Genomic DNA, 22,200 nt, shown 5'->3' with positions numbered 1-22,200 from the left:
AGATGTTAGAGTTAAAAAATGTTTGTAAAAGTTATGAAGGTTTCGCAGTGAAAAATATAAGTTTTACGTTACCACGCGGATATATTATGGGGTTTGTCGGACCGAATGGGGCCGGGAAAAGTACGACAATCAAAATGATTATGAATTTAATTAAAAAAGATAACGGAGATATAAAAATTTTTGGCAAGGACAATAAGAAAGCTGAAAAGGAAATAAAACAAAATATCGGCTTTGTATATGATGAAAATCATTATTACGAAGATTTAACGTGTGAACAAATGAAGCGTATTATTGCACCGTTATATAAAAAGTGGGACGAAGAGCAGTATCAATCGTATATGCATAGATTGCAAGTTCCAAAGTATAAAAAAATTAAAGAATTATCAAAAGGAATGAAAATGAAATTTGCGATTGCCATCGCACTTTCGCACCACGCAGAGTTTATTATTATGGACGAACCGACAGCAGGGTTAGATCCAGTTGTTCGAAGTGAATTACTTGATATGTTGCAAGAAATTGTAATGGAAGATGAAGTATCCGTATTATTCTCAACGCACATTACAACAGATTTAGAGCGCATTGCAGATTATGTTACGTTCATCAATGATGGAGAAATTATATTTACTGGTGAAAAAGAAGACTTAATGGAGAACTACGTAATCGTAAAAGGAAGTAATGATTTATTAGACCAAGAAGGAAAAGAACTATTTGTTGGATTACGAAAAAATAAATTTGGTTTCGAAGGTTTAGCGAAGGATAAACAAGGAATTATCGATTGGTTTGGAAATGAGGTTGTACTAGAAAAGCCTACATTAGATGACATTATCGTTTACACTGCGAAAGGGAGAGGTGTCTATGCGTCAGCTTGTATATAAAGATTTGTTCTTTTTTCGGGTAATGTGGTTAGTGAATTTTGTTATGCCTCTTTTGTTTTTTATGTTAGAGCCGAGTGGTGAATTTTTATTTCCGATGAGTTGTCTATTTATAACCCTCTCCTCCGTTATGACGTTAACCTTTATGGATGAAAGAAATAAAAGTGACATTATTATAAATAGTTTACCAGTAAGTCGGAAGGATATCATTATTGCTAGATATATTTCCTGTGCAATATTTATTGTCGGTGCCATGGTTTCAACTATGATAATTGTATTCCTTTTAAGAGGTATTGCTGTTATTGATGATATTGGTGTATACCATCCTAATTTTTATATTGAAATTCCATGGTATGTAGTGGTAAGTGGAGTGATTTATTCTGTAGTATTTGTGGCGACATTTTTTCCTAGTTATTATGGTACAAAATCAAAGGGCATGAGAAGTATAGTATCAGCCGCAGCAATGGGGATTGGTGTACTTCTTTGGATATTTATTAGTGATGGGCTGAATGAAACAACATCTTCATTCAGTGAGTGGATTATGAATCCAGTACATATTGGTGTATTTACAGTTGGAGGAATGATATTAGCTAGTGCCTATATCGCTTCTATGTTTCTTACAATTAAAATTTATAAAACGCGTGATTTATAGAGAGGGGAATTCATATGCAACAGTTGATTTTGAAGGAGTTTTTTTTACAGAAGAAGATGTTTCCTTTCTATTTTTTAATCCCTATTTTATCTATTTTTAAGAATTCCGTCGAACCAATGGGGATTGCAATAGGATTATTTATAACATGTAGTACGATTATATATATTTCTTTTTATTATGACGAGAAAAGTAAAGCGGAAAAAGTATTAGTGAGTTTACCTATAACGAGAAAAGAGATAATTATAGCTAAATATATTTCAAGCACATTATTTATTATGGCTGGTTTGAGTGTAACTTTTATAGTCGTAATATTAGGAAATATTTTATTGGACAGGGATATAGTCATGCCTGGATATGCAGTGTTTTCAGCGATAGTAGCAACTTTGATTTATTGTGTAGTAACGATACCGACTAATTACATTGGGGGATATAAAGTTATTACAGTCTTGAATTTGATTATGCTGTTTCCTTTAATGGGTATGATTGGTCTTATGTGCAATATTTTTGGTGATAAAACAATTATGTTAAAAGTACTTCACTCTCAAGAGGCTACACTAGCAATGGGTGTTCTTAGTATTGGAGTATTAGTGAGTATATTCATATCAATGTTCCTCTCAATGAAAATGTTTCAGCAGGCAGAGTTATAGAAGGGACATTTTCATATTAGGAGGTGCAATACATGATCAAGCAACTAATTTTAAAAGATTTCATTATTCAATGGAAATTTTTAATTTGGTACATACTGTATCCTGTTTTCTTTTATATGGCCTTAACAGATACGGAAAATCTGTTCATAATTATGTCAGTAATTATTACAATTGGGGCAACAGTAAAAACGTTTGAAGCAGATAGTAAAAATAAGAGTGAAGTTATAGTAAATAGTTTACCAATATTGAGAAAACAAATTGTATTTGCAAAATATATAGTAGCAATTATTATTCTTTTTATAAGTGTAATGGTCGGTTGTTTTACGATGGGAATGAAGAATGGGGTTAACCTATTTGAATTTATTGAAACGACAATGGTTGCTAGTATTAGCTTTATTTTAGTGTATTTAAGCTTTGTTTTACCGATATCGTTTTGGTTGGCCTATAAAAAAACTATTTTTATTGCGATTTTTATACTAATAGCACCTATGGCCGTTTCTTCTATTTTCTTTGGAATCAACCTAGAACAAATTCAACTATATAACAGCTTGTTATTCATTAGTTCAATATGCATGTTCATAATATCTATCTTTGTTTCAGTAAAAATATATGAAAAAAGAGAATTTTAAAAGGTGCCTTAAAAAAGGCACCTTCTTCAATAACGACAATACGAGAGCAGTAGTTTATAAAAAGAAACGCTATTTGGCACATCTTTCGGAGTATGTAATATAAAGCTGAAAACGATGATGAGAATAAGAAATAGGAAAAATAAAAATAGGATTTGCTTATGTATAGAATTTTGCATATTATCCACTCCTTTTTTTGGGTAGTATGTCCAAAAGAAAGGAATGTATGAAAAAAATTGGAGGGGGAACAATGGGGAAACGAAAATTGTTATTTGAAATAGGAGTATTATTTTTGTCAATAGGTCTTTTGTTATCAAATTTTTATTCAGACATACCATCACCGTTTCCTAATTTGCATAAAGGAATTGGTATAAGTATTGTTATAATTGGTCTGTTTTGTCTTATCACATCTAACTTCTACAGAAAGTCTGAATGAATATAAAAAAGGACAGTTACTCTTTTTCAGAAGTACTGTCCTTTTTAAATAACTTATTCCATAGTTTGGCGATACTCCATATAATGACGATTGCAATGGAGGCGATAATGGACCAAACAATCGATATAATTTCAAGTGTCATGTTAGGAAGGAATGTGAGAATGGATAATACTTTATGAAACAATGATTCTATTATATGAAAACTTATTTGTAATAGAATGACGATACAAAGTGTGATCCATGCTAATATTTTCTTTCCTTGTTCTTTCCACATGACATTCACCTCACGTTAGCTTAATAGTTTTAAGCCAACAGCGCCGCATAAAATGCAGCTTAAGAAAGCAAGACGACGCCAATCCGCTGATTCTCGGAAAATGAGAATGCCTAGAAGTGCACTTCCAGCAGTTCCGATTCCAGTCCAAATTGCGTAAGCAGTTCCCATCGGTAATGTGTTCATCGCAAGAGATAAGAAGAAGAAGCTTACGCCGAAGTTAGCGATTAAAATAACTTTTGGTGCCCAGCCTTTCTTTTCAGTGGCTACTTTCATAAAGAGTACACCAATAATTTCACAAATACCAGCTAGAATTAAAAATACCCAAGCCATTTTATGCGGCCTCCTTCGCTTCTTTTTCTTCTGTTACTCGTTTTAAACCAATTACTCCGAAGAAGATTAAACCGATTAATAAAACTTTTACGATAGAGAAAGGTTCTCCGAAAATGAAAATCTCTGTAAGAACGATTCCACCAGCTCCGATTCCTGTAAAGACTGCGTATACAGTGCCGACAGGTAAATCTTTATAAGCTCTAAATAATAAGACGAAACTAATTGTAATTAATAGAGCAACACCAGCCCATTCAAGTGGTGCCTCTGCTTTTTTTAGTCCAATCACCCAAAAGATTTCAATAATACCAGCGATGATTACATAAATCCATGCCATATGTCATTTCTCCTTCCTACCAGTCGTTAGGTAAAGGGCTTAAAAACGACGCATTGCAAAGGAGCAATCCGTCAGTTTGAAAGTCCGCGCCAAAATACTTTCCAAGAAGCGTCTAAACGTGTCTCAAAACGATTTAAACCTGCGTATAATAGTTCAACCATAAGACCGTCGAGTAAGCATAGAAAAGCCTCTAAGGCATCTTTTACTTCAATGTTATGCAGCTCATCTTGTTCGCTTGCTCTTTTAAATACAGGGAATAAAAGTTTTCCGACGTTTTCAATGTGTACATTTGCTTTATTAATAATTTGTTCGCGAAATGCATCAGGCGGAAAATAAGAAGTTCGTAACCAAAACATTGATTCTTCACTTTCACCAAATCGTTTTGCATACCCTTTTAATAATTTTAAAAGCAATTCTTCAGTGGACGAATTGGAAAAGCTTTCGATATCGCCTGTGAAGCTCTGCAAATCTTTTTGAAGAGCAGATTCTAAGCATATGAAATATAGCTCTTCTTTTCCTTTAAAGTGTGCGTAAATCGATGGTTTTTTAATCCCAACTTCTTGAGCAATATTTGCCAATGAAGTTCCTTCATAGCCGTAGCGTGCGAAATGAGAAAGTGCTACAGCTTTAATGCGGTTTGCTGTCATTTTCATCCCCTACCTACCGTTCGTTAGGTTCATTATATGAGATGAAAAATATAATGTCAATAGGTGAAGAGTTGAAAAAGAGCGTTATAGGTAACGCTCTTTTTAGACAGTCTCTCGCTCAATTAAATGGAATGAAAGTTCTTTTGCACTGCCGACAATTTGCTCGCTTTGGATCTGCTTATGGAATAAAGAAAAAGCATGTGAGCCCATTGCGAGACCGGGATGTTCAATTGTGGAAATTTCTAATGCCTTTGAAATTTCATGATTATCAAATCCAAGGATAGCAAGGTCTTCAGGTACTCGAATACCATGTTTTCGAGCCTCTGTTAATAAACCAGCTGCAACTTGATCGTTCGCCGTGAAAATAGCAGTTGGACGATTTTTCATATTTAAAATACGATGGAGTATTTGTGCTCCGTCCTGCATTGTATAGCATTGGTGGAAAATCCATTCAGGATGCAACGTTTTCCCTTCGTTACGAAGTGTATCGGCGAACGCTTTTTCGCGCTCCATGGAATTTACACTTGTTTTTCTTGCTAAACAAATTCCGATTTTTTCATGGCCTCTACTTAGTAAATAGGCAGTACCGAGACGGAAACCTTCATAATGATCTACGTAGATGGATGAAATGAGGGGATGCTTCATTTTTTCACATGAAATAATAGGGGCAAATTTTGCAAAAGGTTCGATTTGTTCCCAAGAGCTCGTTCGGGAGCAAATAATCATCCCATCAAATTGTTTCATTTTCATCATTTCAAGAACACGAATTTCTTCAATGCTATCGTAATTCGTTTGACATAAATTAATGTGATATCCGGCAGCTAACGCTTCGTTTCCGATTCCTTCAATAATCGTACTGAAGTAGGGGAGGTTAATGAAAGGAAGCATAACGCCAATTGTATATGTTTTCCCTCTTATTAAATGGACAGCATTTATATTTTTTGCGTAGTTTAATTCTTCAACAGCATCTAGAACACGCTTACGCTTTTCTTCTTTTACGTAAGGGTGATTATTCAGGACACGAGAAACAGTTGATATCGATACACCAGCAGTTTTAGCAATTTGTTTTATATTGGCCATATGTATCACCTCTTTCCCTTATTATAAAGGGAAAATAATAAGAAAGAAAAAATCTTGACCTGAAAAGCTTTTCACAAACTATGGTATTAATAAGACTTCTTTTTATTCGCGTAACCTTTTCACTTGGGCGTAAGAATGATAGGGGTCTTTTTTGTTTGCAAAAAGTGTTGTCAAAATGTGTGAGAATAACGTGGAAAGTTTTCAAAGGTGGAGTTTGGTGACAAAGCGAATATGAAGAGAATATCAACGCTTCGTTCGTTAAGAGAGCGGTATGAAAGGGCGGAAACAAATTGAAAAAAAGAATCATTTGTTTCGTGTTTTCTAGTTTCATGCTTAGTTCGTGTTCGTTTCAGCAAACGATGCAAGAAGAAAAACACTTTGTGGGAACAACAGGAGGAGCTATGGATCGTGTTACGGATCCTATTCCGCTAAAGGAACTTCCAAAATATTTTCCGGTGAAGTTTAAAGTTCCAACGTTTTTACCGTACGACATTACAAGTGATGTGAAGGGGGAAGTAAGAACGCTTGGGAAAAAGAACACTGTCTTAACGATTAAATATAAACAGAAGGAGTCAGGTAGAAATGAGTATATTGAGTTAAATGTCGCGAACTTTCCTTATAGTTTTCCGGATCTTGTGGAAGAGAAGCGATTTCAAGAACAAATGAAACTGAATAATGGAACGTCTGCTTATTTTAAAAATAAAGATGATTATGAACGTGGTGACGAATTTGCTACGCTTATATGGAAAGAGAAAGGAATTGAATATCAACTGCTGTATCGGAATGTAGAAGAGAACGATGAAAAGGTAATCAAGCAGAATTTATTATACATTGCGAATAAGATGAAATGAAAAAACTAGCTGATTTATTCAGCTAGTTTTTTGTATGTTATTATTTCTTTTTAATTTTGCCTGTCCAAGATTTAAATCCACCTTGTAATTGGTAGAAATCTTTGTAGCCTTGTTTTTTTAAGTATTGCGCTGCACGACCTGTACGGAATCCGCTTTGGCAATATAAGTAAACAGGTTGATCTTGACGAAGTTCTTTATGGCGAAGGCGAATTTGTGATAACGGAATGTTACGTGCACCTAAAATATGCCCTGCGTTATATTCGTCTGCTTCACGAATATCGATAAGCTGTGCTTTACGGTAGCCAGCGCGAAATTCTTCTTCTGTAAGAGTTTTAATTAATTTTTTCTGATAGAAGTACATCCATACAGTGTAGCCGATAAATGCTACGATTACGGCTAATAAAATAATCCAAGTTGTTGACACGATTCTATCGCTCCCTTTTTTCTTATCCTACTTTCAATATTATAATGCCCTTATGTATTTATGCAACAGATTCATTTGCATATAAGAAGAAATTTCGTATTCTTTCACAAATTTTGTCGAATTTGGTAGACTAGAGAATGTGAAAAATAATTGGTTATATGAGGTGCAGGATGGGAAAAGAAAAATGGTGTTATATTAACTCTGGTCAATGTTCACCGGCATTTAATATGGCGTTAGATGAATGTTTATTAAATTGGCAAAGTGAAAAGAAAATGCCACCAACAATTCGTTTTTATGAATGGGAAGTACCAACATTAACAGTTGGGTATTTTCAACGTGTTGAAAAAGATATTAATATGGATGTAGTTAACGAAAAGAAATATGGATTCGTTCGTCGTCAAACAGGCGGCAGGGGTGTACTACATGACAAAGAGTTAACGTATAGTGTTATTGTGTCTGAAGATCATCCGAATATGCCGAAAACAGTTACAGAAGCGTATCGTGTTATTTCGCAAGGTTTATTAGATGGTTTTAAGGCATTAGGGTTAGAAGCATATTATGCAGTTCCAAAAACAGAAGCAGATCGTGAAAATTTAAAAAATCCACGTTCAGGCGTATGTTTTGATGCACCATCTTGGTATGAAATTGTAGTGGAAGGACGAAAAATTGCTGGTAGTGCTCAAACACGTCAAAAAGGTGTTATTTTACAGCATGGATCGATTCCATTAGAAATTGATTTAGATGAACTATATGATCTATTTTTATTCCCAAATGAACGTGTGAAGGAACGTATGAAGAGTATGTTCTCTTCTAAAGCAGTAGCAATTAATGAATTAACAGACCGTACATTTACGATAGAACAGTTAATTAAAGCGTTTGAAGTTGGCTTTGAAAAAGGATTGGATGTAGAACTTGTTCCATATGAATTAACAGAAGAACAGTTACATGAAGTTCAAACGTTAGCGAAAGAAAAGTATGAAAGTAATGAGTGGAATTATAAAAAATAAGAGGTGGCGATAGCCACCTCTTATTTTTTTATAGTAAATTAAGTACTTTTTCTACTTTGATTCCTTTATCTTGTAAAGAACGAAGGCGACTTACAACGTCCATAATTTCTTTGTCAAATGTAACGCTAATACCTTGGCTTTGTAGTTCTTCTTTTAAGCTTTCAATAGAATCATCTATGTCGATGCCAAGCTCGTAATCTTGACAAACTTCAATTGTCTTTTTCACGAGTTTAACATAATTTTCTTGTAGTTTTGAATTTGTTTCAGTCAAAGCAGGCTGCTTCGGTTTTGCAGGAGCAACCGGTGCTGTCTCTTGCTTTGTAACTGGAGTAGGGACTGCTTTTTTCACAGGCGCTGGAGTAACTAGTTCTACAGCTGCTTCTACGCTTACTGGCTTCGGTGTCGGTACCGGAGTAGGCTTAGGTGCCATAGCAGGTGTTTCCACACGCGTAACAGGCTTAGGAGCAGGCGTAATTGCTTTTGGAGCTTCTACAACTACTTCTTTTTTCGGTGCTGCTTCTACCTGTGTTTCTTCTTGCTCGGCAGCTTCTTTATTTTCTTTACTCCACATAACGCGTTCAATTTCTAGAGAAACATTGTTTTTGTTCATCGCTGTTAATGTAACTTTACCAACTTCAGCGTTTCCAGTGAAATCAACAATTTTATAAATAACACTCTTGTTCCAATCCACGTTTCCGCTCAAAAATAATTCTTCGTTACATTTCGGCGTTAAGCCCTCGATTTTAATTTCTGCGTTTACACCGTTTTCACTATATACCATAATTAGCGAAGCATTTACATCTTCGTCTGCTAACATTAGTTCACGTACCATTTTGCCGGTGCGTACTTGCGTTTTCTTCTTAACTGACATCTAATTTCTCCTCTCAAAAATTCAGTAATAATAAAAAAATCGTATAACGAAAAATAATTGCTCACGAAGATTTATGATACCGATAATAAAAGCATCACGTCAACAATTAACTTTAATTATTTTGCATTTTTCTTATTTTCTTTATGAAATTTTTCAATTTGTAAAATTAGACAGAAGAAAAAACAGCCTTTTGAAGGGCTGTTAAAAATTTGATTTTTTATATAGTAATTTATATAAAACGTAAAATAGGATAGCGATTAAAGCATTTTGCCAAAAGGTTAGATGATAAATGAGATAAGGTTGCTTTTGGAAATAAATATTTAAGAATACAGCGGAACAAAATGGAGTAGCAAATGCGAATCCAAATAGAATTCTTCTTTTCCAATTCATTTTCTGATCAAAGGAGTAACGCTTTAATAAATATAAAATAAATAGTATACCTAGTATAATTATTGAAACAGACAAAGTAGTTCCAAGGATGCTAAAAGGCGGACTTGATAATGTATTATTTTTTTCAAAGAGAAACATAAAAAATGAAATAATTGCATTTATGCCAAACTGTATAGCAAGAAGTAAGCTAACAGAAAATCCAATTAAAGAAGTTTTTTCTAACTTTGTTTGGGTTGGTAAAGCTGATATAAGTTCATCACAATAAGATTGTAAGTCATCACCAAAAATGTCATAAGCATTTTTATTTTCTACTTGTGCTTCGATAAGATGATCTAATATTTCTAACAAAAGTTCTTCTACTTGATGTTCGGGTACATTAGATAACCGAAGATATACTAGCATATCACCATAAGCAATTTCGTTTTCGGAAGTTAGAAGCTCACGTTTTTTATTATTCAATTCAATCATGTCTTGTGCATTCATCCCTATCACTCCCCCTGTAATAAGTTATTTACCGTAGTTGAAACCATCCCCCAGCTTTGTTTAAATTCTTCAAGCTGTTCTAATCCTTTATCGGTTACGTGATAATATTTTCGCTTTGGACCGAGTGAGGAAGCTTTTAATGTTCCTTCAATCAATTTTTCTTTTTGCATACGTAACAATAATGGATATATGCTTCCTTCGCTTACAAATGTAAATCCGTGTTTATTTAATTTTGTACTCAGTTCATATCCGTACACTTCTTCTTGTGAAATGATGTATAGGATGCACCCTTCGAGCACGCCTTTTAACATTTGGCTGTGCATGATTTCACCACCTTTTATTCAGGTAACTTGCGTTGCAAGGTAGCCGGTATCCAAATTATAACATTCAGTAACTTGCAACGCAAGTTACTGGGGTGGAAAACTTTAATGTCCCCCATACTAACGAGAGGGCGAAAAGCATATGAGACCATTTATGCCAAAGCTCGTTTACTTTGAACGAAAGGCACTTGAATATCCACTTGGTTTTATAGTTGCGCCAATTTAAATGCATGAAGAATGGGAAGAAGGAACCGTAAACTATTTGAGCGACAAAGATATGACGATACCAAATTTAACGTTTGAATTGATTCAGCATCGTTTTCCAAAACCATCGGAAAATATGTATATAAAAAGGATGATGCAGCAGTATTGGAAGAAACGATAAGAGGTTATATAAATGAGTTTTTTCCTAATGCAGAAATACAATATTTTACTTAAGGGGGGTCTGCATGCAAATACAGATTCTTTTTTGTTTTATATATTTAGGCTCGTTTTCAACTTGTCACGTTATTCTTTCTGGTGTATCATTTTATTGATTGCTTCGTACGGAATAAGCAAAATGAACTTGGATGGAGGAAACCGATGCCTACCCCTAGTATGGAAGATTATATTGAACAAATTTATTTGTTGATTGATGAAAAGGGTTACGCCCGCGTATCTGATATTGCTGAAGCGCTTAGTGTACATCCATCCTCTGTAACAAAAATGGTGCAAAAATTAGACAAAGATGAATATCTAATTTATGAAAAATATAGAGGGCTTGTATTAACAACAAAAGGTAAAAAAATCGGAGAACGTCTCGTATATCGTCATGACTTGCTAGAGCAATTTATGCGTATTATCGGTGTGGATGAAAGTAAAATTTACAATGATGTAGAAGGAATTGAACATCATTTAAGTTGGGAAGCAATTGATCGCATTGGTGATTTAGTGGAATACTTTGAACAAGATGCAGTCCGAGTGGAAACACTTCGTGGTGTTCAAAGAGCAAATGAAGAGAAAAGTAATTAAGGGGAACGTATGGCGTTTCCTTTTTTATTTCAATTCGAAAAGGATGGGAGAATTATGAAAGCAATTATTTTTGATTTTGATGGATTAATTGTGGACACAGAAACGATATGGTTTCACTCTTTCAGAGATGCTGTTCGTGAATACGGCGGGGAACTACCTTTAGAGGAATTTGCGAAATGCATTGGAACAACAGATGAGGTACTTTATACATATTTAAATGATCAATTAAAAGAGAAGTTTAACAAAAGTGCATTAAAAGAAAAAGTGGCAACTTTACATAAAGAGAAAATGAGAATACCAGAAGCTCGTGACGGGGTAAAAGAATATTTAGAAGAAGCGAAAGAAATGGGATTAAAAATCGCACTAGCTTCTAGTTCTTCTAGAGAATGGGTTATTCATTTTTTAGAAGAGCTACAAATTCGAGAATATTTTGAAGTAATTAAAACGAGAGAAGATGTTGAGAAGGTAAAACCAGATCCAGCTCTTTATCGAGTTGCAATAGAAGAATTAGGAATTAAGCCGTCTGAAGCTGTTGTATTTGAAGATTCATTAAATGGATTGAGAGCAGCAGTTGCAGCGGGATTAACGTGCGTTGTGGTACCTAATGATGTGACACGGAATTTACCATTTGAAAATCATCATCTTCGAATTGAAAGTATGAGAGAGAAAAGTTTAAAAGAAGTGCTTCAAAGTATAAAAAAAGACCGTATTTCCTAAAAGGAAGCACGGTCTTTCTTTTTGCTTTTTTTGCCTTCAATGACAGTTAAATGAGACTGTTTTCTTTTTCGTTTCAAAGTGGAAGAATTCCCTTTTTTACTTTTGTCATTAGAAGTATTTGACTTAAAGAAAGAATTGCCTAGGGGTGCTACATTTTGTTTCCCATGTTTGCGGTTCGATTGTTTTGCCGCACGCTTATATGAGCTTTGTGAATTTGCAGAACCACTGGAATTTGTAAACATCTTGTATAGCAAGTAAAAGATACCAACAACAAGTAACATGTACCCGATATTTCTTAATACACCCATGGGATTTGTAATAACAGATGAAACAAGGCCGAATATTGCCAATCCGATAATAAGCACAAATATAGCGAAAGTAAACGAACGACCGTTCATAAGGGACACCTCCTAAAAACGTATATTAAAATTAGTATATTAACGATGAGGAAAGGAGTTGAACACCATTTTTAAATAATTATTGTTTGTTCTCTAAACGTAATAATTCTTCAAACGATGCAATTGCTACTTCCACTTGATCATCTGTTGGTTCTTTCGTTGTTAATAGTTGTAGCCATAATCCAGGATATCCAAGTACGCGTAATACGGGAATATCTCGTAATCGATTTGTAAATTGTAATACTTCAAAAGAAATACCAAGTACAACTGGAATTAATAAAATTCGGTTTATAACTCGTGCCCAAAGAGGATCTGTAGGGACTAGGAAATAAACGAACATTCCAATAATGACTGTAAATATAATAAAGCTACTGCCACATCTATAATGGAGACGAGTTTGCTTTTGAACGTTTTCTACAGTCAGAGGAAGGTTATTCTCGTAAGCATTGATTACCTTATGCTCTGCACCGTGATACTGAAATACCCGCTTAATAAGTGGGGTTAAAGAAATAAAGTATATATAGCTCAATAATAGCATGAGCTTAATGACACTTTCGACAATGATTTGCCCAGTATGAGACGGGAAAATCGGTCTTGTTAATTCAGCTAATAGTGCAGGAACTGCTGTGAAAATGACTTTACCGAATATAAAAGATAAAACGCCAACAGCTGCAACTCCTAATACCATCGTTAATTTTGATTGTTCTTCTTTTTTATTTGCAATTTGTTCATCATCTTCTGGGTGGACGTCAAATCGTTCTGAAGCGAAGTTTAAATGCTTTGCTCCATTCGCACTTGCATCCACAATAGCGGCAATCCCTCGTAAAAATGGAATTTTTTTTAGGGTAGATAGTACTTTATTACGAACGCGTGGTAATCGATAAAATTCAATCGATTTATCTTTACGACGAACCGCTGTAACAGTATATTCTCTACCGCCAAACATAACTCCTTCTATGACCGCTTGCCCGCCATATATTTGTTTTGACTCTTCTGCCATGTTAACACCAACCTGTATTTGTTTCTCTCTTATGTAGAAAAAGAGGCAATTGTCATACTGGGTTCTGTCGTTTTGAAATAAGACAATCACCGAGTTTCCTTTATTTTATCGGCAAATACAAGTAGATGACAAGGGAAAATGTTATGAGAGTCGGACATTTCTTATTCTTTTTATAGACAAATTTCGCAGGATTTAAACATGCTTCAAAATAGTTTCGGGCATACTATTGAGCGGAGGTGTCGATGTGAGTCAAGAACAATTAGGAACAAGGAATTTTGTGCAGATTGGTTTGTTTGGTGGAATCTTTTGGGGCGGGGTATGGTATTTCCTTCATATATTTTCATTCACGGAGGCGGGCCCGAATTATTTCCTTTTACCATTTGCGTTTGGAAGTTGGAAAGAGGGTGTATGGGGCAATGTGTTCGGAATAGTGTGTATGGGACTTCTTTCAATTTTGATTGCCTTTTTGTATAAAGCATTTTTTGCAAAGTTTGAGGGGATTATAGCGGGAATTATTTATGGGCTATTTTGGTGGGCACTACTGTTTTTGGGGATGGGTTTAATGGCTCCTGTTATTAAAAGTGCGCTCCATTTACCAAAAGAGACAATTGTGACGACAATATGTATTTTTATATTGTATGGTGTGTTTATAGCATATTCTGTTTCTTACGCAGTAAATAGCAATAAAGCAGAACAAGAAGGGTAAGAGAAGACGAACTATTCAAATAAGTAACTCCTATGTTAAAATATTGTATAGATATTTAATATTAAGGAGTTTTAAGAATATGAAAAAGTTACTCCTCGTAAACGGTCCTAACCTAAATCGCCTCGGTGTTCGTGAGGTAAATGTATATGGAAAGGGCACGCTAACGACACTTGAAGCAGATATGAAGCAAGAAGCAGAAACAATGGGAGTGGAGTTAGAATGTTTCCAATCGAATCATGAAGGTGCCATTATCGACATTATTCATGAAGCGGAAGATATATATGAAGGGATCATTTTAAATCCGGGAGCATTTACGCATTATAGCTATGCGATTCGTGATGCCATTGCGAGCATTTCGATTCCTGTTATTGAAGTACATATTTCTAACATTCATCAGCGTGAATCGTTCCGTCATGAATCTGTGACGGCAGCTGTTTGTGCAGGTCAAATTGTAGGATTTGGTTTTTATGGCTATAAGTTAGCGTTATTTGCATTAATGGAGAAATTGAGGGAGGCATAAAGTAATGGAGAAAATTGAAAGATTACGAAGTGCATTTGATGAGGCTGGTATTGACGGTATTTTGTTAACAAATGAACATAGTCGTAGATATATGGCTAACTTCACAGGAACAGCAGGCGTTGTTCTTATTTCAAAAGATCGTGCTCAATTTATTACAGATTTCCGTTACGTCGAGCAGGCAAGTAAACAAGCGGTTGGATATGAGGTTGTACAGCACGCAGGATTGATCATTGATGAAGTGGCAAAGCAAGTGAAAGAGCTTGGAATTCAAAAGCTTGGTTTTGAGCAAGATACTCTTACATATAGTTCTTATTCAGTGCATAAGGAAGCGATTGATGCTGAATTTATCCCGACTTCTGGACTTGTAGAAAAGTTACGCTTGATAAAGACTGATTCAGAGATTAAGATATTAAAGGAAGCTGCACAGATTGCAGATGCTGCCTTTGAGCATATTCTATCATTCATTCGCCCGGGAGTATCTGAAATTGAAGTGTCAAATGAACTTGAATTTTTCATGAGAAAACAAGGAGCAACATCTTCTTCGTTTGATATTATCGTTGCTTCAGGTCTTCGTTCGGCATTACCGCACGGCGTGGCATCTGAAAAAGTGATAGAAACAGGAGATTTCGTTACATTAGACTTCGGCGCTTATTACAAAGGATATTGCTCTGATATTACTCGTACGATTGCAGTCGGTGAACCATCTGATAAATTAAAAGAAATTTATAATATCGTTTTAGAAGCACAACTACGTGGTGTGAACGGTATTAAAGCTGGTTTAACAGGTCGCGAGGCTGATGCGCTAACGCGTGACTACATAACGGAAAAAGGATATGGTGAATACTTTGGACACTCTACTGGTCATGGAATAGGTCTTGAAATCCATGAAGCACCAGGTTTAGCGTTCCGTTCTCATACAGTACTTGAACCAGGTATGGCTGTAACAGTAGAACCAGGTATTTATATTCCAGGTATTGGCGGCGTACGTATTGAAGATGATATCATTGTGACAAGTGAAGGTAATGAAGTAATTACGAAATCACCAAAAGAACTTATTATTTTGTAATACACAGGAGGATTTTTTTACATGATTTCAGTAAACGATTTTCGTACAGGTTTAACAATTTCAGTGGACAATGCCCTTTGGCAAGTACTTGATTTCCAACACGTAAAGCCAGGTAAAGGTGCTGCATTCGTTCGTTCTAAACTACGTAATCTTCGCACAGGTTCTGTTCAAGAGAAAACATTCCGTGCAGGTGAGAAAGTAGAAAAAGCACACATCGAAAACCGTCGTATGCAATACTTATACGCAAGCGGTGAGGCTCACGTATTTATGGATAACGGAACTTATGAGCAAATCGAACTTGGTGAAAAACAAATCGAGCGCGAGCTTAAATTCCTAAAAGAAAACATGGAAGTAGCAATCATGACTTACCAAGGCGAAGTACTTGGTGTTGAACTTCCAAACACAGTTGAATTACAAGTTACAGAAACAGAGCCTGGTATTAAAGGTGATACTGCTTCTAACGTAACAAAACCAGCTACATTAGAAACTGGTCTTGTTGTACAAGTACCAATCTTCATTAACGAAGGCGAAATGCTTATCATCAACACTGGTGAAGGTAAATACGTTTCTCGTGCATAGTAGAAAAGCACTCGTGATAATTCACGAGTGCTTTTTTTATAGGAAATAGGGTAGATAGTAAATAGCTGTTATTATAAAACTGACTAAAACAAGTGAAAGAGTACCCATAATAGATGGAGTCAAAACAATTTGAAATGGTTTTATTTCGCCAGTCTCAACGCCAGTTAATGTTTTACTTATTGCGTGATCTGTAATGTTATTTCTATGGTTACTCATAATAATTAACCACATAATTGCAAATATTGCTAAACTACCAAGGAAAAAGGTCTCTATAAATGACCAACCGACCAATAATGAAAAAAGATAAATAAGAGCTAATTCTACTACAACGGTTAAACTAACTTTCAATGCCTTCATATTTTTCCCCCTCATTCTGTAATTTCAACCAGTTTAAAAAATTTTCACGTGACACGACATGCAGAGAGCAAGGTGACTTTACTTCTTTCTCTAGTGCAGCGTGTTCGTCTGGAAACTTGTTTTCCACATGCAATGAAATATAAGGTAGTTTTTCTTGTGCTTTTAAAGAGCGGATATTATTCGTTTTAGCACCAGCAAATACGTAGGAAAGTTGTAAGTCTAAAAAGGCGATTTTAAAGATTTCTTTTTTAGCAGCCTCGTTATAGCCTTTTCCCCAGTACGGATAGCCGAGCCAACTACCAATGTGAGATTGCTTTTTCTCATTATTAATATGTTTAAGTGTGGTGAGGCCAATTATTTCATTTTCTTCATTCACAATCATTCTCGATAAGGATTTCTTTTGACGCTCTTCGTCTATTGCGAAAAGAAGAAATGTTTTCGTGTCTTCGATGTTTTCTACCGTTATCCCCAATGCATTTTTTATATGTGGATCACTTGATAGCTCGAAAATCACATTTGTATAGCATAAATCTAGTGGTAATAAAGTGACGTGCTGCATGGTTTAAACCTCTTTTAAACTAAATGTACCATAATATACCATGAAATAACATGAATATTCAGATTGTAATTCAGACTTTAGAGAAAAATTATGTTTTTACTTCTGAAATAGACAACCTCTGCATATGGTTGTACAAATATATTCTTTTTTAGAATACGAAGTTAGTAACTGTTACGGGAGAAGGTGGAAGAATGAAACAGTGGCTAGCGGCAATGGAAACATCCGTGCTTGTTATGGGGGCACTTCGATTATTTTCAGGTAGTGCGGAGATATTTGCTGCTTTGCTTATGCTTTATGTGAATGATGCGAAGAAAGCGTTGTTTATAAATGGTATGTTGGCGTTTGTTGGACCTACCGTATTAATTTTAACAATGACAATTGGGATAGCGAGTGTAGCAAGTGAAATTTCTTTCTTGAAGCTCTTTTTTCTAGCGCTTGGAATTTGCTGTATTTTTATCGCATTACTGAAATAGTAAGTCGAGTATAGTGGGGAGAAGCCGATGAAAGAGGTATTAGAAGTTTTACCAAAAATGATGAAGTACTTAATTGAAGAATGTAAGCAATACGATGCTTTAGAGGAAATTCGCGTTCGAATTGGAAGGCCGCTAGAGTGTATTGCACACGGAAAGGTGTTTTTTTATGACTATATCACTACTGCAGAGGATGCTATTTACTTATTGAATAAGTTAAGTCAATTCTCAATTTATACGATGGAAGAGGAATTAAAACGTGGGTATGTGACGCTTCGCGGAGGGCATAGAATCGGGTTAGCAGGAAAAGTCATTACAGAAAAAAGCGCAGTGAAAATGATTCGTGATGTCTCTTCCTTTAATATTCGTATTGCTCGTCAAAAAATAGGGATTGCTGAACCGCTTTTGCCATATTTGTATGAAAAAAGGTGGTTAAACACGATGGTAATTGGCCCTCCCCAAACGGGAAAAACGACACTCTTAAGAGATGTAGCACGTTGCATGAGTCAAGGGGTAAGTGCTTCGGAAATTCCTTCCTGTAAAGTGGGGATCGTTGATGAACGGTCAGAAATTGCTGGTTGTGTGAAAGGGATCCCGCAATATGATTTTGGTACCCGAGTCGATGTGTTAGACGCATGTCCAAAGGCAGAAGGAATGATGATGATGATTCGTTCTATGAGTCCTGATATTTTGATCGTAGATGAAATTGGCCGTAAAGAAGATAGTGAAGCAATTATGGAGGCAGTGCATGCAGGTGTCCAGCTTTTTATAAGCGCACACGGATTTTCCTATGAGGATGTTGTGAGACGTCCATCGCTCAAGGCAGTGCTAGAGCTTGGTATATTTGATAGGTTTGTGGAGTTGTCAAAAGCGAGGGGTCCAGGAACGGTTATGCAGGTGAAAGATAAATATGGAAAACCAGTGTTATCAAATAGAAAGGCTGAGGGCGTATGGTGAAAATATTTGGTGCAGTGTTAATCGTTGCGGTCAGCACCTTTTTCGGGTTTTCGTACGCTAAAAGATACAGTGAGAGACCGAGGCAACTTAGGTTATTAAAATCAGCACTTCAATCATTAGAGGCAGAAATTATGTATGGACACACACCTTTATCTGAGGCTGCCGAGCGATTAGTTAAACAAATGCCAAAGCCATTAAATTGGATATTTCAAAGTTTCGCTAAAAAACTAGAAAGTGGAGAACAAACAGTAAGGGAAGCTTGGATAGATAGTTTGAAAGAGAATTGGAAGTTGACGGCTTTTCAACAAACCGAGTATGAAATACTGCAGCAATTTGGTGAAACGCTCGGGCAACATGATCGTGAATCACAACAAAAACATATTCGCTTATGTATTACACATTTGGAGAGAGAAGAAGAGGAAGCGAAAGCTTTACAACTGCAATACGAAAAAATGATTAAGAGCTTAGGGGTACTAGCAGGGCTACTTATTGTAATTTTACTGCTATAGGGGGGAGAAAGGCGATGTCCATTGATGTTGGATTAATATTTCAAATCGCCGGAATCGGCATTGTTTTAGCTTTCATTCATACTGTACTAAAAGAATTGAAGCGTGAGGATATTGCAAATTGGGTTATCCTTGTCGGTTTTGTCGTCATTTTATTTCATGTTGCATTTTTAATTAATACGCTATTCGACAAGATTAAAAGTGTCTTTCTCTTCCAGTAAAGGAGGCGGTTCGAATCGAAATTATACAAATTGTCGGATTAGGCCTCGTTGCTACGTTTTTAGCTGCTGTTTTGAACCAGCATAAATCTAGTATTACATCTTTATTTATTGTGTTCGTAGGTAGCGTGATGTTTCTTATTTTAATCGATCAAATTCATTCTATTTTACAAATGATTGAGAGAGTAGCGAGTGAAGCGAAAGTTAGCAACGTCTACGTGGAAACGTTACTAAAAATTATTGGAATTGCTTATATTGCCGAGTTTGGAGCTCAAATTACAAAAGATGCTGGTCAAGGTGCCATCGCTTCGAAAATTGAACTTGCTGGGAAAATCTTAATTCTCGTTATGGCAATTCCTATTTTGACGGTTGTAATTGAAACTATTCTCGGATTTTTACCGACGGGATAAGGGGGAGTGAATGTTGAGGAGGTTTGGAGCTAAGCTGCTATTTGCTTGCTTCCTTTTCTTTTCTTTACCGGTTGTTGTACAAGCTTCTCCTGTAGAAACAAACGTCGTTGATCAACAATTGGATAAGCTCGGAATTGAAGATGTGAAGCAATTTTGGGACGGGCTTGTTACAAAATATGGTGGCTATTTGCCAGAGAGTCAAAAAGGGAGTTTTATGGAGTTTGTAAAGGGAGAAAAAGAATTCTCTCTAAAAGAGTGGATGATAGGGTTATTAAAATATTTATTTCATGAGCTTGCAGCTAATGGAAAACTGCTTGGCACACTCATTATGCTCACAATCTTTAGTGCATTGTTGCAATCACTGCAATCCGCTTTTTCAAAAAGTAGTGTAAGTAAAATTGCTGATGCTGTTGTATATATGGTACTTATTATTTTTGCTTTAAATAGTTTTTATGTCGTTATGACATATGCAAGAGAAACGATACAAACAATGGTAGATTTCATATTAGCGCTATTGCCAATTTTATTGGCGCTTATAGCGACTGGTGGCGGGGTTGTATCTGTATCTTTTTTTCATCCGATTATCATTTTCTTAATGAATACAAGCGGGCTTCTTATGAATTATATCGTTCTACCGCTTTTATTACTGGCAACGATATTAAGTATTGTAAGTACAATGAGTGATCAATATAAAGTTACAAAATTGTCCAAGCTTCTGCAAAACGTTAGCGTTGGGATTATCGGGATCTTCTTAACGATTTTTTTAGGGGTATTATCTGTACAAGGAACAGCGACAGCCGTTGCTGATGGCATAGCTGTGAAAACTGCTAAATTTGTAACAGGAAACTTCATTCCAGTAGTTGGAAGGATGTTTACGGAAGCGGCAGATACTGTTATTAGCGCATCAGGATTATTGAAAAACACAGTCGGAATTATTGGGCTCGTCATTTTATGCTTAATTGTTGCTTTTCCTGCGATTCAAATTTTCTGTATTGCATTTATTTATAAATTCGCAGCAGCAGTATTACAACCGGTTGGCGGCGGAGCAATTATTCAATGTTTAGACATTATTGGAAGAAGCATCATTTACGTATTTGCTTGCTTAGCTATCGTATCATTTATGTTCTTTTTAAGTATTACAATTATTATTGCTGCGGGGAATATTACACTTATGATGCGGTAGGAGGTGAAGAGTATGCAATTTGTTACAGAGTGGATCAGAAATATTATCGTTTTTTTGCTCTTAGCGACAATGCTTCATCTTATTCTTCCAAATTCGAATTTGCAAAAATACGTTAAATTTGTTGTAAGTCTTTTGTTAGTCGTATTAATTTTAACACCCCTTTTTAAACTATTGCAGACAGATGTAAATGAAGTAATTGCAAATTTTAATGAAGAAAAGTACGTAGCAGAAGGATCTGTAAAAAATTCAATAGATTCGAAGAAAAAAGAAATACAAGCTCTAACACGTGCATATAGTTTAGAAGAGATGGCTACCAAAATGAAAAAAGAAGTAGGAAAAGAGTTTGAGAAAAAGTATGGTATGGCTGTCTCTGAAATACAAATAGTCGCAGCAGAAAATATAGAAGAAGTAAAGTCAGCGAAAGATATTCAATCTGTTGTTGTGACGTTGAAAGAAAAAGAACGTAGTAAAAATGATGCAATCGAAACAGTAAAGCCAATTGAAATTAACACGAAAGAGCCTCCAAAAAAAGTGGAAGAAACGAATGTAGAAATGAAAGATTTCTTTTCAAGCAGGTGGCAACTAGAGGGTAAACAAATCCAAGTTCAAATGGAAGGGAGGACAGGTAGAGTAAATGGACAATAAAGATAAAAATTCGAAGTTCTCATTTTTTCGAAACTTATTGAATGGGGATCAAAAAGAAAGCAACGAGAAGGGTAAAAAGGTAACACCTAAGTTTTTACTTGTCCTACTCATACTTGGAATTTTGCTTATGTTTTCTAGTAGTCTCTTTTCAAGTAAAAAAGAAGAAGTACCTGTATTTAAAGAACAAAAAACTCAAAACCAAGAAAAAGACGTACCAACTTTCGGACAAAAAAGTAATGATAGTATGTCAAATGTAGAAAAATATGAAAAAGCGTATGAACAAGAATTAAAAACTGCTTTAGAAGAAATAGCAGGAGTAAAAGACGTAACGATTAAAGTGAATTTAGATTCATCTGAAGAAAAAATTTTAGAAAAAAATACAGTGAAACGCTCACAAACAACAGGTGAAACAGATAAAACAGGCGGTAAGAGAGAAGTAGAGGACGAGTCTCTTGATGAAAAGACTGTCATTATACGTGAAGGGGATAAAGAAACTCCTGTTGTTTTACGAACAGAGAAGCCGAAAGTACGTGGTGTTCTTGTCGTAGCAAAGGGAGTGGATAATATACAAGTTAAAGCAATGGTAAAAGAAGCTGTGATAAGGCTGCTAGATGTACCGGCCCATCGCGTTTCAGTTTCACCGAAAAATTGATA

At 35.5% G+C, this 22,200-nt stretch carries 34 protein-coding genes and 1 pseudogene; 22 read left to right on the top strand and 13 right to left on the bottom strand.

The annotated features are described in order from the left end of the window. Positions 1-2 precede the first annotated feature (2 nt). The 5 genes from BHV55_RS21175 (at position 3) to BHV55_RS21155 (ending at position 3,233) form a co-directional block, all read left to right on the top strand. Positions 3-875, top strand: a complete 873-nt coding sequence (locus BHV55_RS21175; protein WP_048567750.1) for an ABC transporter ATP-binding protein — start codon at positions 3-5, stop codon at positions 873-875. Beyond that, positions 856-1,524 (top strand): ABC-2 transporter permease, encoded by a 669-nt coding sequence (locus tag BHV55_RS21170; protein WP_001249567.1) that lies wholly within the window; start codon positions 856-858, stop codon positions 1,522-1,524. The genes BHV55_RS21175 and BHV55_RS21170 overlap by 20 nt, the downstream gene beginning before the upstream one ends. A 14-nt stretch (positions 1,525-1,538) precedes the next feature. Further along, a complete protein-coding gene (locus BHV55_RS21165) occupies positions 1,539-2,171 on the top strand; it encodes an ABC-2 transporter permease (RefSeq protein ID WP_001186558.1) in 633 nt (210 codons plus the stop codon). 32 nt (positions 2,172-2,203) lie between these two features. Further along, positions 2,204-2,800 (top strand): ABC-2 transporter permease, encoded by a 597-nt coding sequence (locus BHV55_RS21160; protein WP_070756949.1) that lies wholly within the window; start codon positions 2,204-2,206, stop codon positions 2,798-2,800. Positions 2,801-3,047: 247 nt separating this feature from the next. Beyond that, positions 3,048-3,233: a hypothetical protein gene (locus BHV55_RS21155; protein ID WP_000518066.1), complete on the top strand. Its 186-nt coding sequence runs from the start codon at positions 3,048-3,050 to the stop codon at positions 3,231-3,233. Between the two features lie 16 nt (positions 3,234-3,249). On the opposite strand, the gene BHV55_RS21150 is transcribed toward BHV55_RS21155, so the two are convergent. The 5 genes from BHV55_RS21150 to BHV55_RS21130 all read right to left on the bottom strand — a co-directional run bounded on the left by BHV55_RS21150 (position 3,250) and on the right by BHV55_RS21130 (position 5,898). Beyond that, positions 3,250-3,507 carry a DUF3975 family protein gene (locus tag BHV55_RS21150; protein WP_000265427.1) on the bottom strand — a complete coding sequence of 86 codons (258 nt, stop codon included), beginning with the start codon at positions 3,505-3,507 and terminating at the stop codon, positions 3,250-3,252. A 15-nt stretch (positions 3,508-3,522) separates the two neighbouring features. Continuing rightward, positions 3,523-3,837: a DMT family transporter gene (locus BHV55_RS21145; RefSeq protein ID WP_000312623.1), complete on the bottom strand. Its 315-nt coding sequence runs from the start codon at positions 3,835-3,837 to the stop codon at positions 3,523-3,525. 1 nt (position 3,838) lies between these two features. Continuing rightward, the gene (locus tag BHV55_RS21140) at positions 3,839-4,171 is read right to left on the bottom strand and encodes a DMT family transporter (RefSeq protein ID WP_000312339.1); all 333 of its coding nucleotides are present in this window, start codon (positions 4,169-4,171) and stop codon (positions 3,839-3,841) included. A 71-nt stretch (positions 4,172-4,242) separates the two neighbouring features. Beyond that, positions 4,243-4,824 (bottom strand): TetR/AcrR family transcriptional regulator, encoded by a 582-nt coding sequence (locus BHV55_RS21135; RefSeq protein WP_002005730.1) that lies wholly within the window; start codon positions 4,822-4,824, stop codon positions 4,243-4,245. A 96-nt stretch (positions 4,825-4,920) separates the two neighbouring features. Beyond that, positions 4,921-5,898, bottom strand: a complete 978-nt coding sequence (locus BHV55_RS21130) for a LacI family DNA-binding transcriptional regulator (RefSeq protein ID WP_001273982.1) — start codon at positions 5,896-5,898, stop codon at positions 4,921-4,923. A 314-nt stretch (positions 5,899-6,212) separates the two neighbouring features. On the opposite strand from BHV55_RS21130, the gene BHV55_RS21125 reads away from it, so the two are divergent. Then, positions 6,213-6,749 carry a hypothetical protein gene (locus BHV55_RS21125; protein ID WP_025966335.1) on the top strand — a complete coding sequence of 179 codons (537 nt, stop codon included), beginning with the start codon at positions 6,213-6,215 and terminating at the stop codon, positions 6,747-6,749. Positions 6,750-6,789: 40 nt separating this feature from the next. Here the strand turns inward: BHV55_RS21125 and BHV55_RS21120 are convergent, their stop codons facing one another. Continuing rightward, positions 6,790-7,173 (bottom strand): rhodanese-like domain-containing protein, encoded by a 384-nt coding sequence (locus tag BHV55_RS21120; RefSeq protein ID WP_000108653.1) that lies wholly within the window; start codon positions 7,171-7,173, stop codon positions 6,790-6,792. A 170-nt stretch (positions 7,174-7,343) separates the two neighbouring features. Between BHV55_RS21120 and BHV55_RS21115 the strand changes: the two genes are divergently transcribed. Then, positions 7,344-8,180 carry a lipoate--protein ligase family protein gene (locus BHV55_RS21115; protein WP_000514081.1) on the top strand — a complete coding sequence of 279 codons (837 nt, stop codon included), beginning with the start codon at positions 7,344-7,346 and terminating at the stop codon, positions 8,178-8,180. 28 nt (positions 8,181-8,208) lie between these two features. On the opposite strand, the gene BHV55_RS21110 is transcribed toward BHV55_RS21115, so the two are convergent. The 3 genes from BHV55_RS21110 to BHV55_RS21100 form a co-directional block, all read right to left on the bottom strand. After that, positions 8,209-9,051 carry a hypothetical protein gene (locus BHV55_RS21110; RefSeq protein ID WP_000111900.1) on the bottom strand — a complete coding sequence of 281 codons (843 nt, stop codon included), beginning with the start codon at positions 9,049-9,051 and terminating at the stop codon, positions 8,209-8,211. 201 nt (positions 9,052-9,252) lie between these two features. Beyond that, complete coding sequence (locus tag BHV55_RS21105) at positions 9,253-9,924, bottom strand: DUF1129 family protein (protein WP_000993592.1); 672 nt, start codon at positions 9,922-9,924, stop codon at positions 9,253-9,255. Between the two features lie 5 nt (positions 9,925-9,929). Next, positions 9,930-10,247, bottom strand: a complete 318-nt coding sequence (locus BHV55_RS21100) for a PadR family transcriptional regulator (protein WP_000556083.1) — start codon at positions 10,245-10,247, stop codon at positions 9,930-9,932. Positions 10,248-10,437: 190 nt separating this feature from the next. On the opposite strand from BHV55_RS21100, the pseudogene BHV55_RS27580 reads away from it, so the two are divergent. The 3 genes and pseudogenes from BHV55_RS27580 to BHV55_RS21085 form a co-directional block, all read left to right on the top strand. Beyond that, positions 10,438-10,682, top strand: a pseudogene (locus BHV55_RS27580) (spore photoproduct lyase family protein); the annotation flags it as partial. A 144-nt stretch (positions 10,683-10,826) separates the two neighbouring features. Beyond that, complete coding sequence (gene mntR, locus BHV55_RS21090; protein ID WP_001143083.1) at positions 10,827-11,255, top strand: transcriptional regulator MntR; 429 nt, start codon at positions 10,827-10,829, stop codon at positions 11,253-11,255. A gap of 54 nt (positions 11,256-11,309) precedes the next feature. Beyond that, a complete protein-coding gene (locus BHV55_RS21085) occupies positions 11,310-11,972 on the top strand; it encodes an HAD family hydrolase (RefSeq protein ID WP_025966333.1) in 663 nt (220 codons plus the stop codon). Here BHV55_RS21085 and BHV55_RS21080 read toward each other — a convergent pair. Next, positions 11,969-12,370: an SA1362 family protein gene (locus tag BHV55_RS21080; protein ID WP_001014463.1), complete on the bottom strand. Its 402-nt coding sequence runs from the start codon at positions 12,368-12,370 to the stop codon at positions 11,969-11,971. The two genes, BHV55_RS21085 and BHV55_RS21080, sit on opposite strands and share 4 nt — an antisense overlap. A gap of 79 nt (positions 12,371-12,449) precedes the next feature. Next, complete coding sequence (locus BHV55_RS21075; protein ID WP_000807121.1) at positions 12,450-13,370, bottom strand: DUF1385 domain-containing protein; 921 nt, start codon at positions 13,368-13,370, stop codon at positions 12,450-12,452. 244 nt (positions 13,371-13,614) lie between these two features. Here BHV55_RS21075 and BHV55_RS21070 point away from each other — a divergent pair, with 244 nt between their 5' ends. From BHV55_RS21070 to efp, 4 genes are all read left to right on the top strand, one after another. Beyond that, on the top strand, positions 13,615-14,076 hold the full coding sequence (locus BHV55_RS21070) for a YqhR family membrane protein (RefSeq protein ID WP_000076893.1): 462 nt from the start codon (positions 13,615-13,617) through the stop codon (positions 14,074-14,076). Between the two features lie 79 nt (positions 14,077-14,155). Continuing rightward, complete coding sequence (aroQ, locus tag BHV55_RS21065; RefSeq protein WP_000735147.1) at positions 14,156-14,596, top strand: type II 3-dehydroquinate dehydratase; 441 nt, start codon at positions 14,156-14,158, stop codon at positions 14,594-14,596. A 4-nt stretch (positions 14,597-14,600) separates the two neighbouring features. Beyond that, positions 14,601-15,662, top strand: coding sequence for a Xaa-Pro dipeptidase (gene pepQ, locus BHV55_RS21060; RefSeq protein WP_000411041.1), 1,062 nt, complete (start codon positions 14,601-14,603; stop codon positions 15,660-15,662). Positions 15,663-15,683: 21 nt separating this feature from the next. Beyond that, the gene (gene efp / locus BHV55_RS21055; RefSeq protein WP_000626516.1) at positions 15,684-16,241 is read left to right on the top strand and encodes an elongation factor P; all 558 of its coding nucleotides are present in this window, start codon (positions 15,684-15,686) and stop codon (positions 16,239-16,241) included. A gap of 36 nt (positions 16,242-16,277) precedes the next feature. On the opposite strand, the gene BHV55_RS21050 is transcribed toward efp, so the two are convergent. Both BHV55_RS21050 and BHV55_RS21045 read right to left on the bottom strand, forming a co-directional pair. After that, positions 16,278-16,598, bottom strand: coding sequence for a hypothetical protein (locus BHV55_RS21050; RefSeq protein ID WP_000645695.1), 321 nt, complete (start codon positions 16,596-16,598; stop codon positions 16,278-16,280). Then, entirely contained in the window at positions 16,579-17,157 is a 579-nt protein-coding gene (locus tag BHV55_RS21045) for a GNAT family N-acetyltransferase (protein WP_001164984.1), read from the bottom strand. Before BHV55_RS21045 ends, BHV55_RS21050 begins: the two co-directional genes overlap by 20 nt. Positions 17,158-17,348: 191 nt before the next feature. Here BHV55_RS21045 and BHV55_RS21040 point away from each other — a divergent pair, with 191 nt between their 5' ends. From BHV55_RS21040 to spoIIIAG, 8 genes are read left to right on the top strand one after another with little or no spacing between them, the layout of a single operon-like run. Continuing rightward, on the top strand, positions 17,349-17,630 hold the full coding sequence (locus BHV55_RS21040) for a YqhV family protein (protein WP_000816050.1): 282 nt from the start codon (positions 17,349-17,351) through the stop codon (positions 17,628-17,630). A 27-nt stretch (positions 17,631-17,657) separates the two neighbouring features. Further along, positions 17,658-18,584 (top strand): stage III sporulation protein AA, encoded by a 927-nt coding sequence (spoIIIAA, locus tag BHV55_RS21035; protein ID WP_070756948.1) that lies wholly within the window; start codon positions 17,658-17,660, stop codon positions 18,582-18,584. After that, positions 18,578-19,093: a stage III sporulation protein SpoIIIAB gene (gene spoIIIAB / locus BHV55_RS21030; RefSeq protein ID WP_000238702.1), complete on the top strand. Its 516-nt coding sequence runs from the start codon at positions 18,578-18,580 to the stop codon at positions 19,091-19,093. The genes spoIIIAA and spoIIIAB overlap by 7 nt, the downstream gene beginning before the upstream one ends. A gap of 14 nt (positions 19,094-19,107) precedes the next feature. After that, entirely contained in the window at positions 19,108-19,311 is a 204-nt protein-coding gene (spoIIIAC, locus tag BHV55_RS21025) for a stage III sporulation protein AC (RefSeq protein ID WP_000020914.1), read from the top strand. 23 nt (positions 19,312-19,334) lie between these two features. Further along, complete coding sequence (gene spoIIIAD / locus BHV55_RS21020; protein WP_077393170.1) at positions 19,335-19,718, top strand: stage III sporulation protein AD; 384 nt, start codon at positions 19,335-19,337, stop codon at positions 19,716-19,718. A 10-nt stretch (positions 19,719-19,728) separates the two neighbouring features. Continuing rightward, on the top strand, positions 19,729-20,901 hold the full coding sequence (gene spoIIIAE / locus BHV55_RS21015) for a stage III sporulation protein AE (protein WP_000946110.1): 1,173 nt from the start codon (positions 19,729-19,731) through the stop codon (positions 20,899-20,901). Between the two features lie 12 nt (positions 20,902-20,913). After that, the gene (gene spoIIIAF, locus BHV55_RS21010) at positions 20,914-21,546 is read left to right on the top strand and encodes a stage III sporulation protein AF (protein WP_001161033.1); all 633 of its coding nucleotides are present in this window, start codon (positions 20,914-20,916) and stop codon (positions 21,544-21,546) included. Then, a complete protein-coding gene (gene spoIIIAG, locus BHV55_RS21005; RefSeq protein ID WP_000368890.1) occupies positions 21,536-22,198 on the top strand; it encodes a stage III sporulation protein AG in 663 nt (220 codons plus the stop codon). The genes spoIIIAF and spoIIIAG overlap by 11 nt, the downstream gene beginning before the upstream one ends. The last annotated feature ends 2 nt before the right edge of the window (positions 22,199-22,200 follow it).

This window comes from Bacillus sp. RZ2MS9 (assembly GCF_001816185.2).
GTDB classification, from domain to species: Bacteria; Bacillota; Bacilli; order Bacillales; family Bacillaceae_G; genus Bacillus_A; species Bacillus_A cereus.
This window is presented reverse-complemented; position numbering and strand designations above follow the sequence as displayed.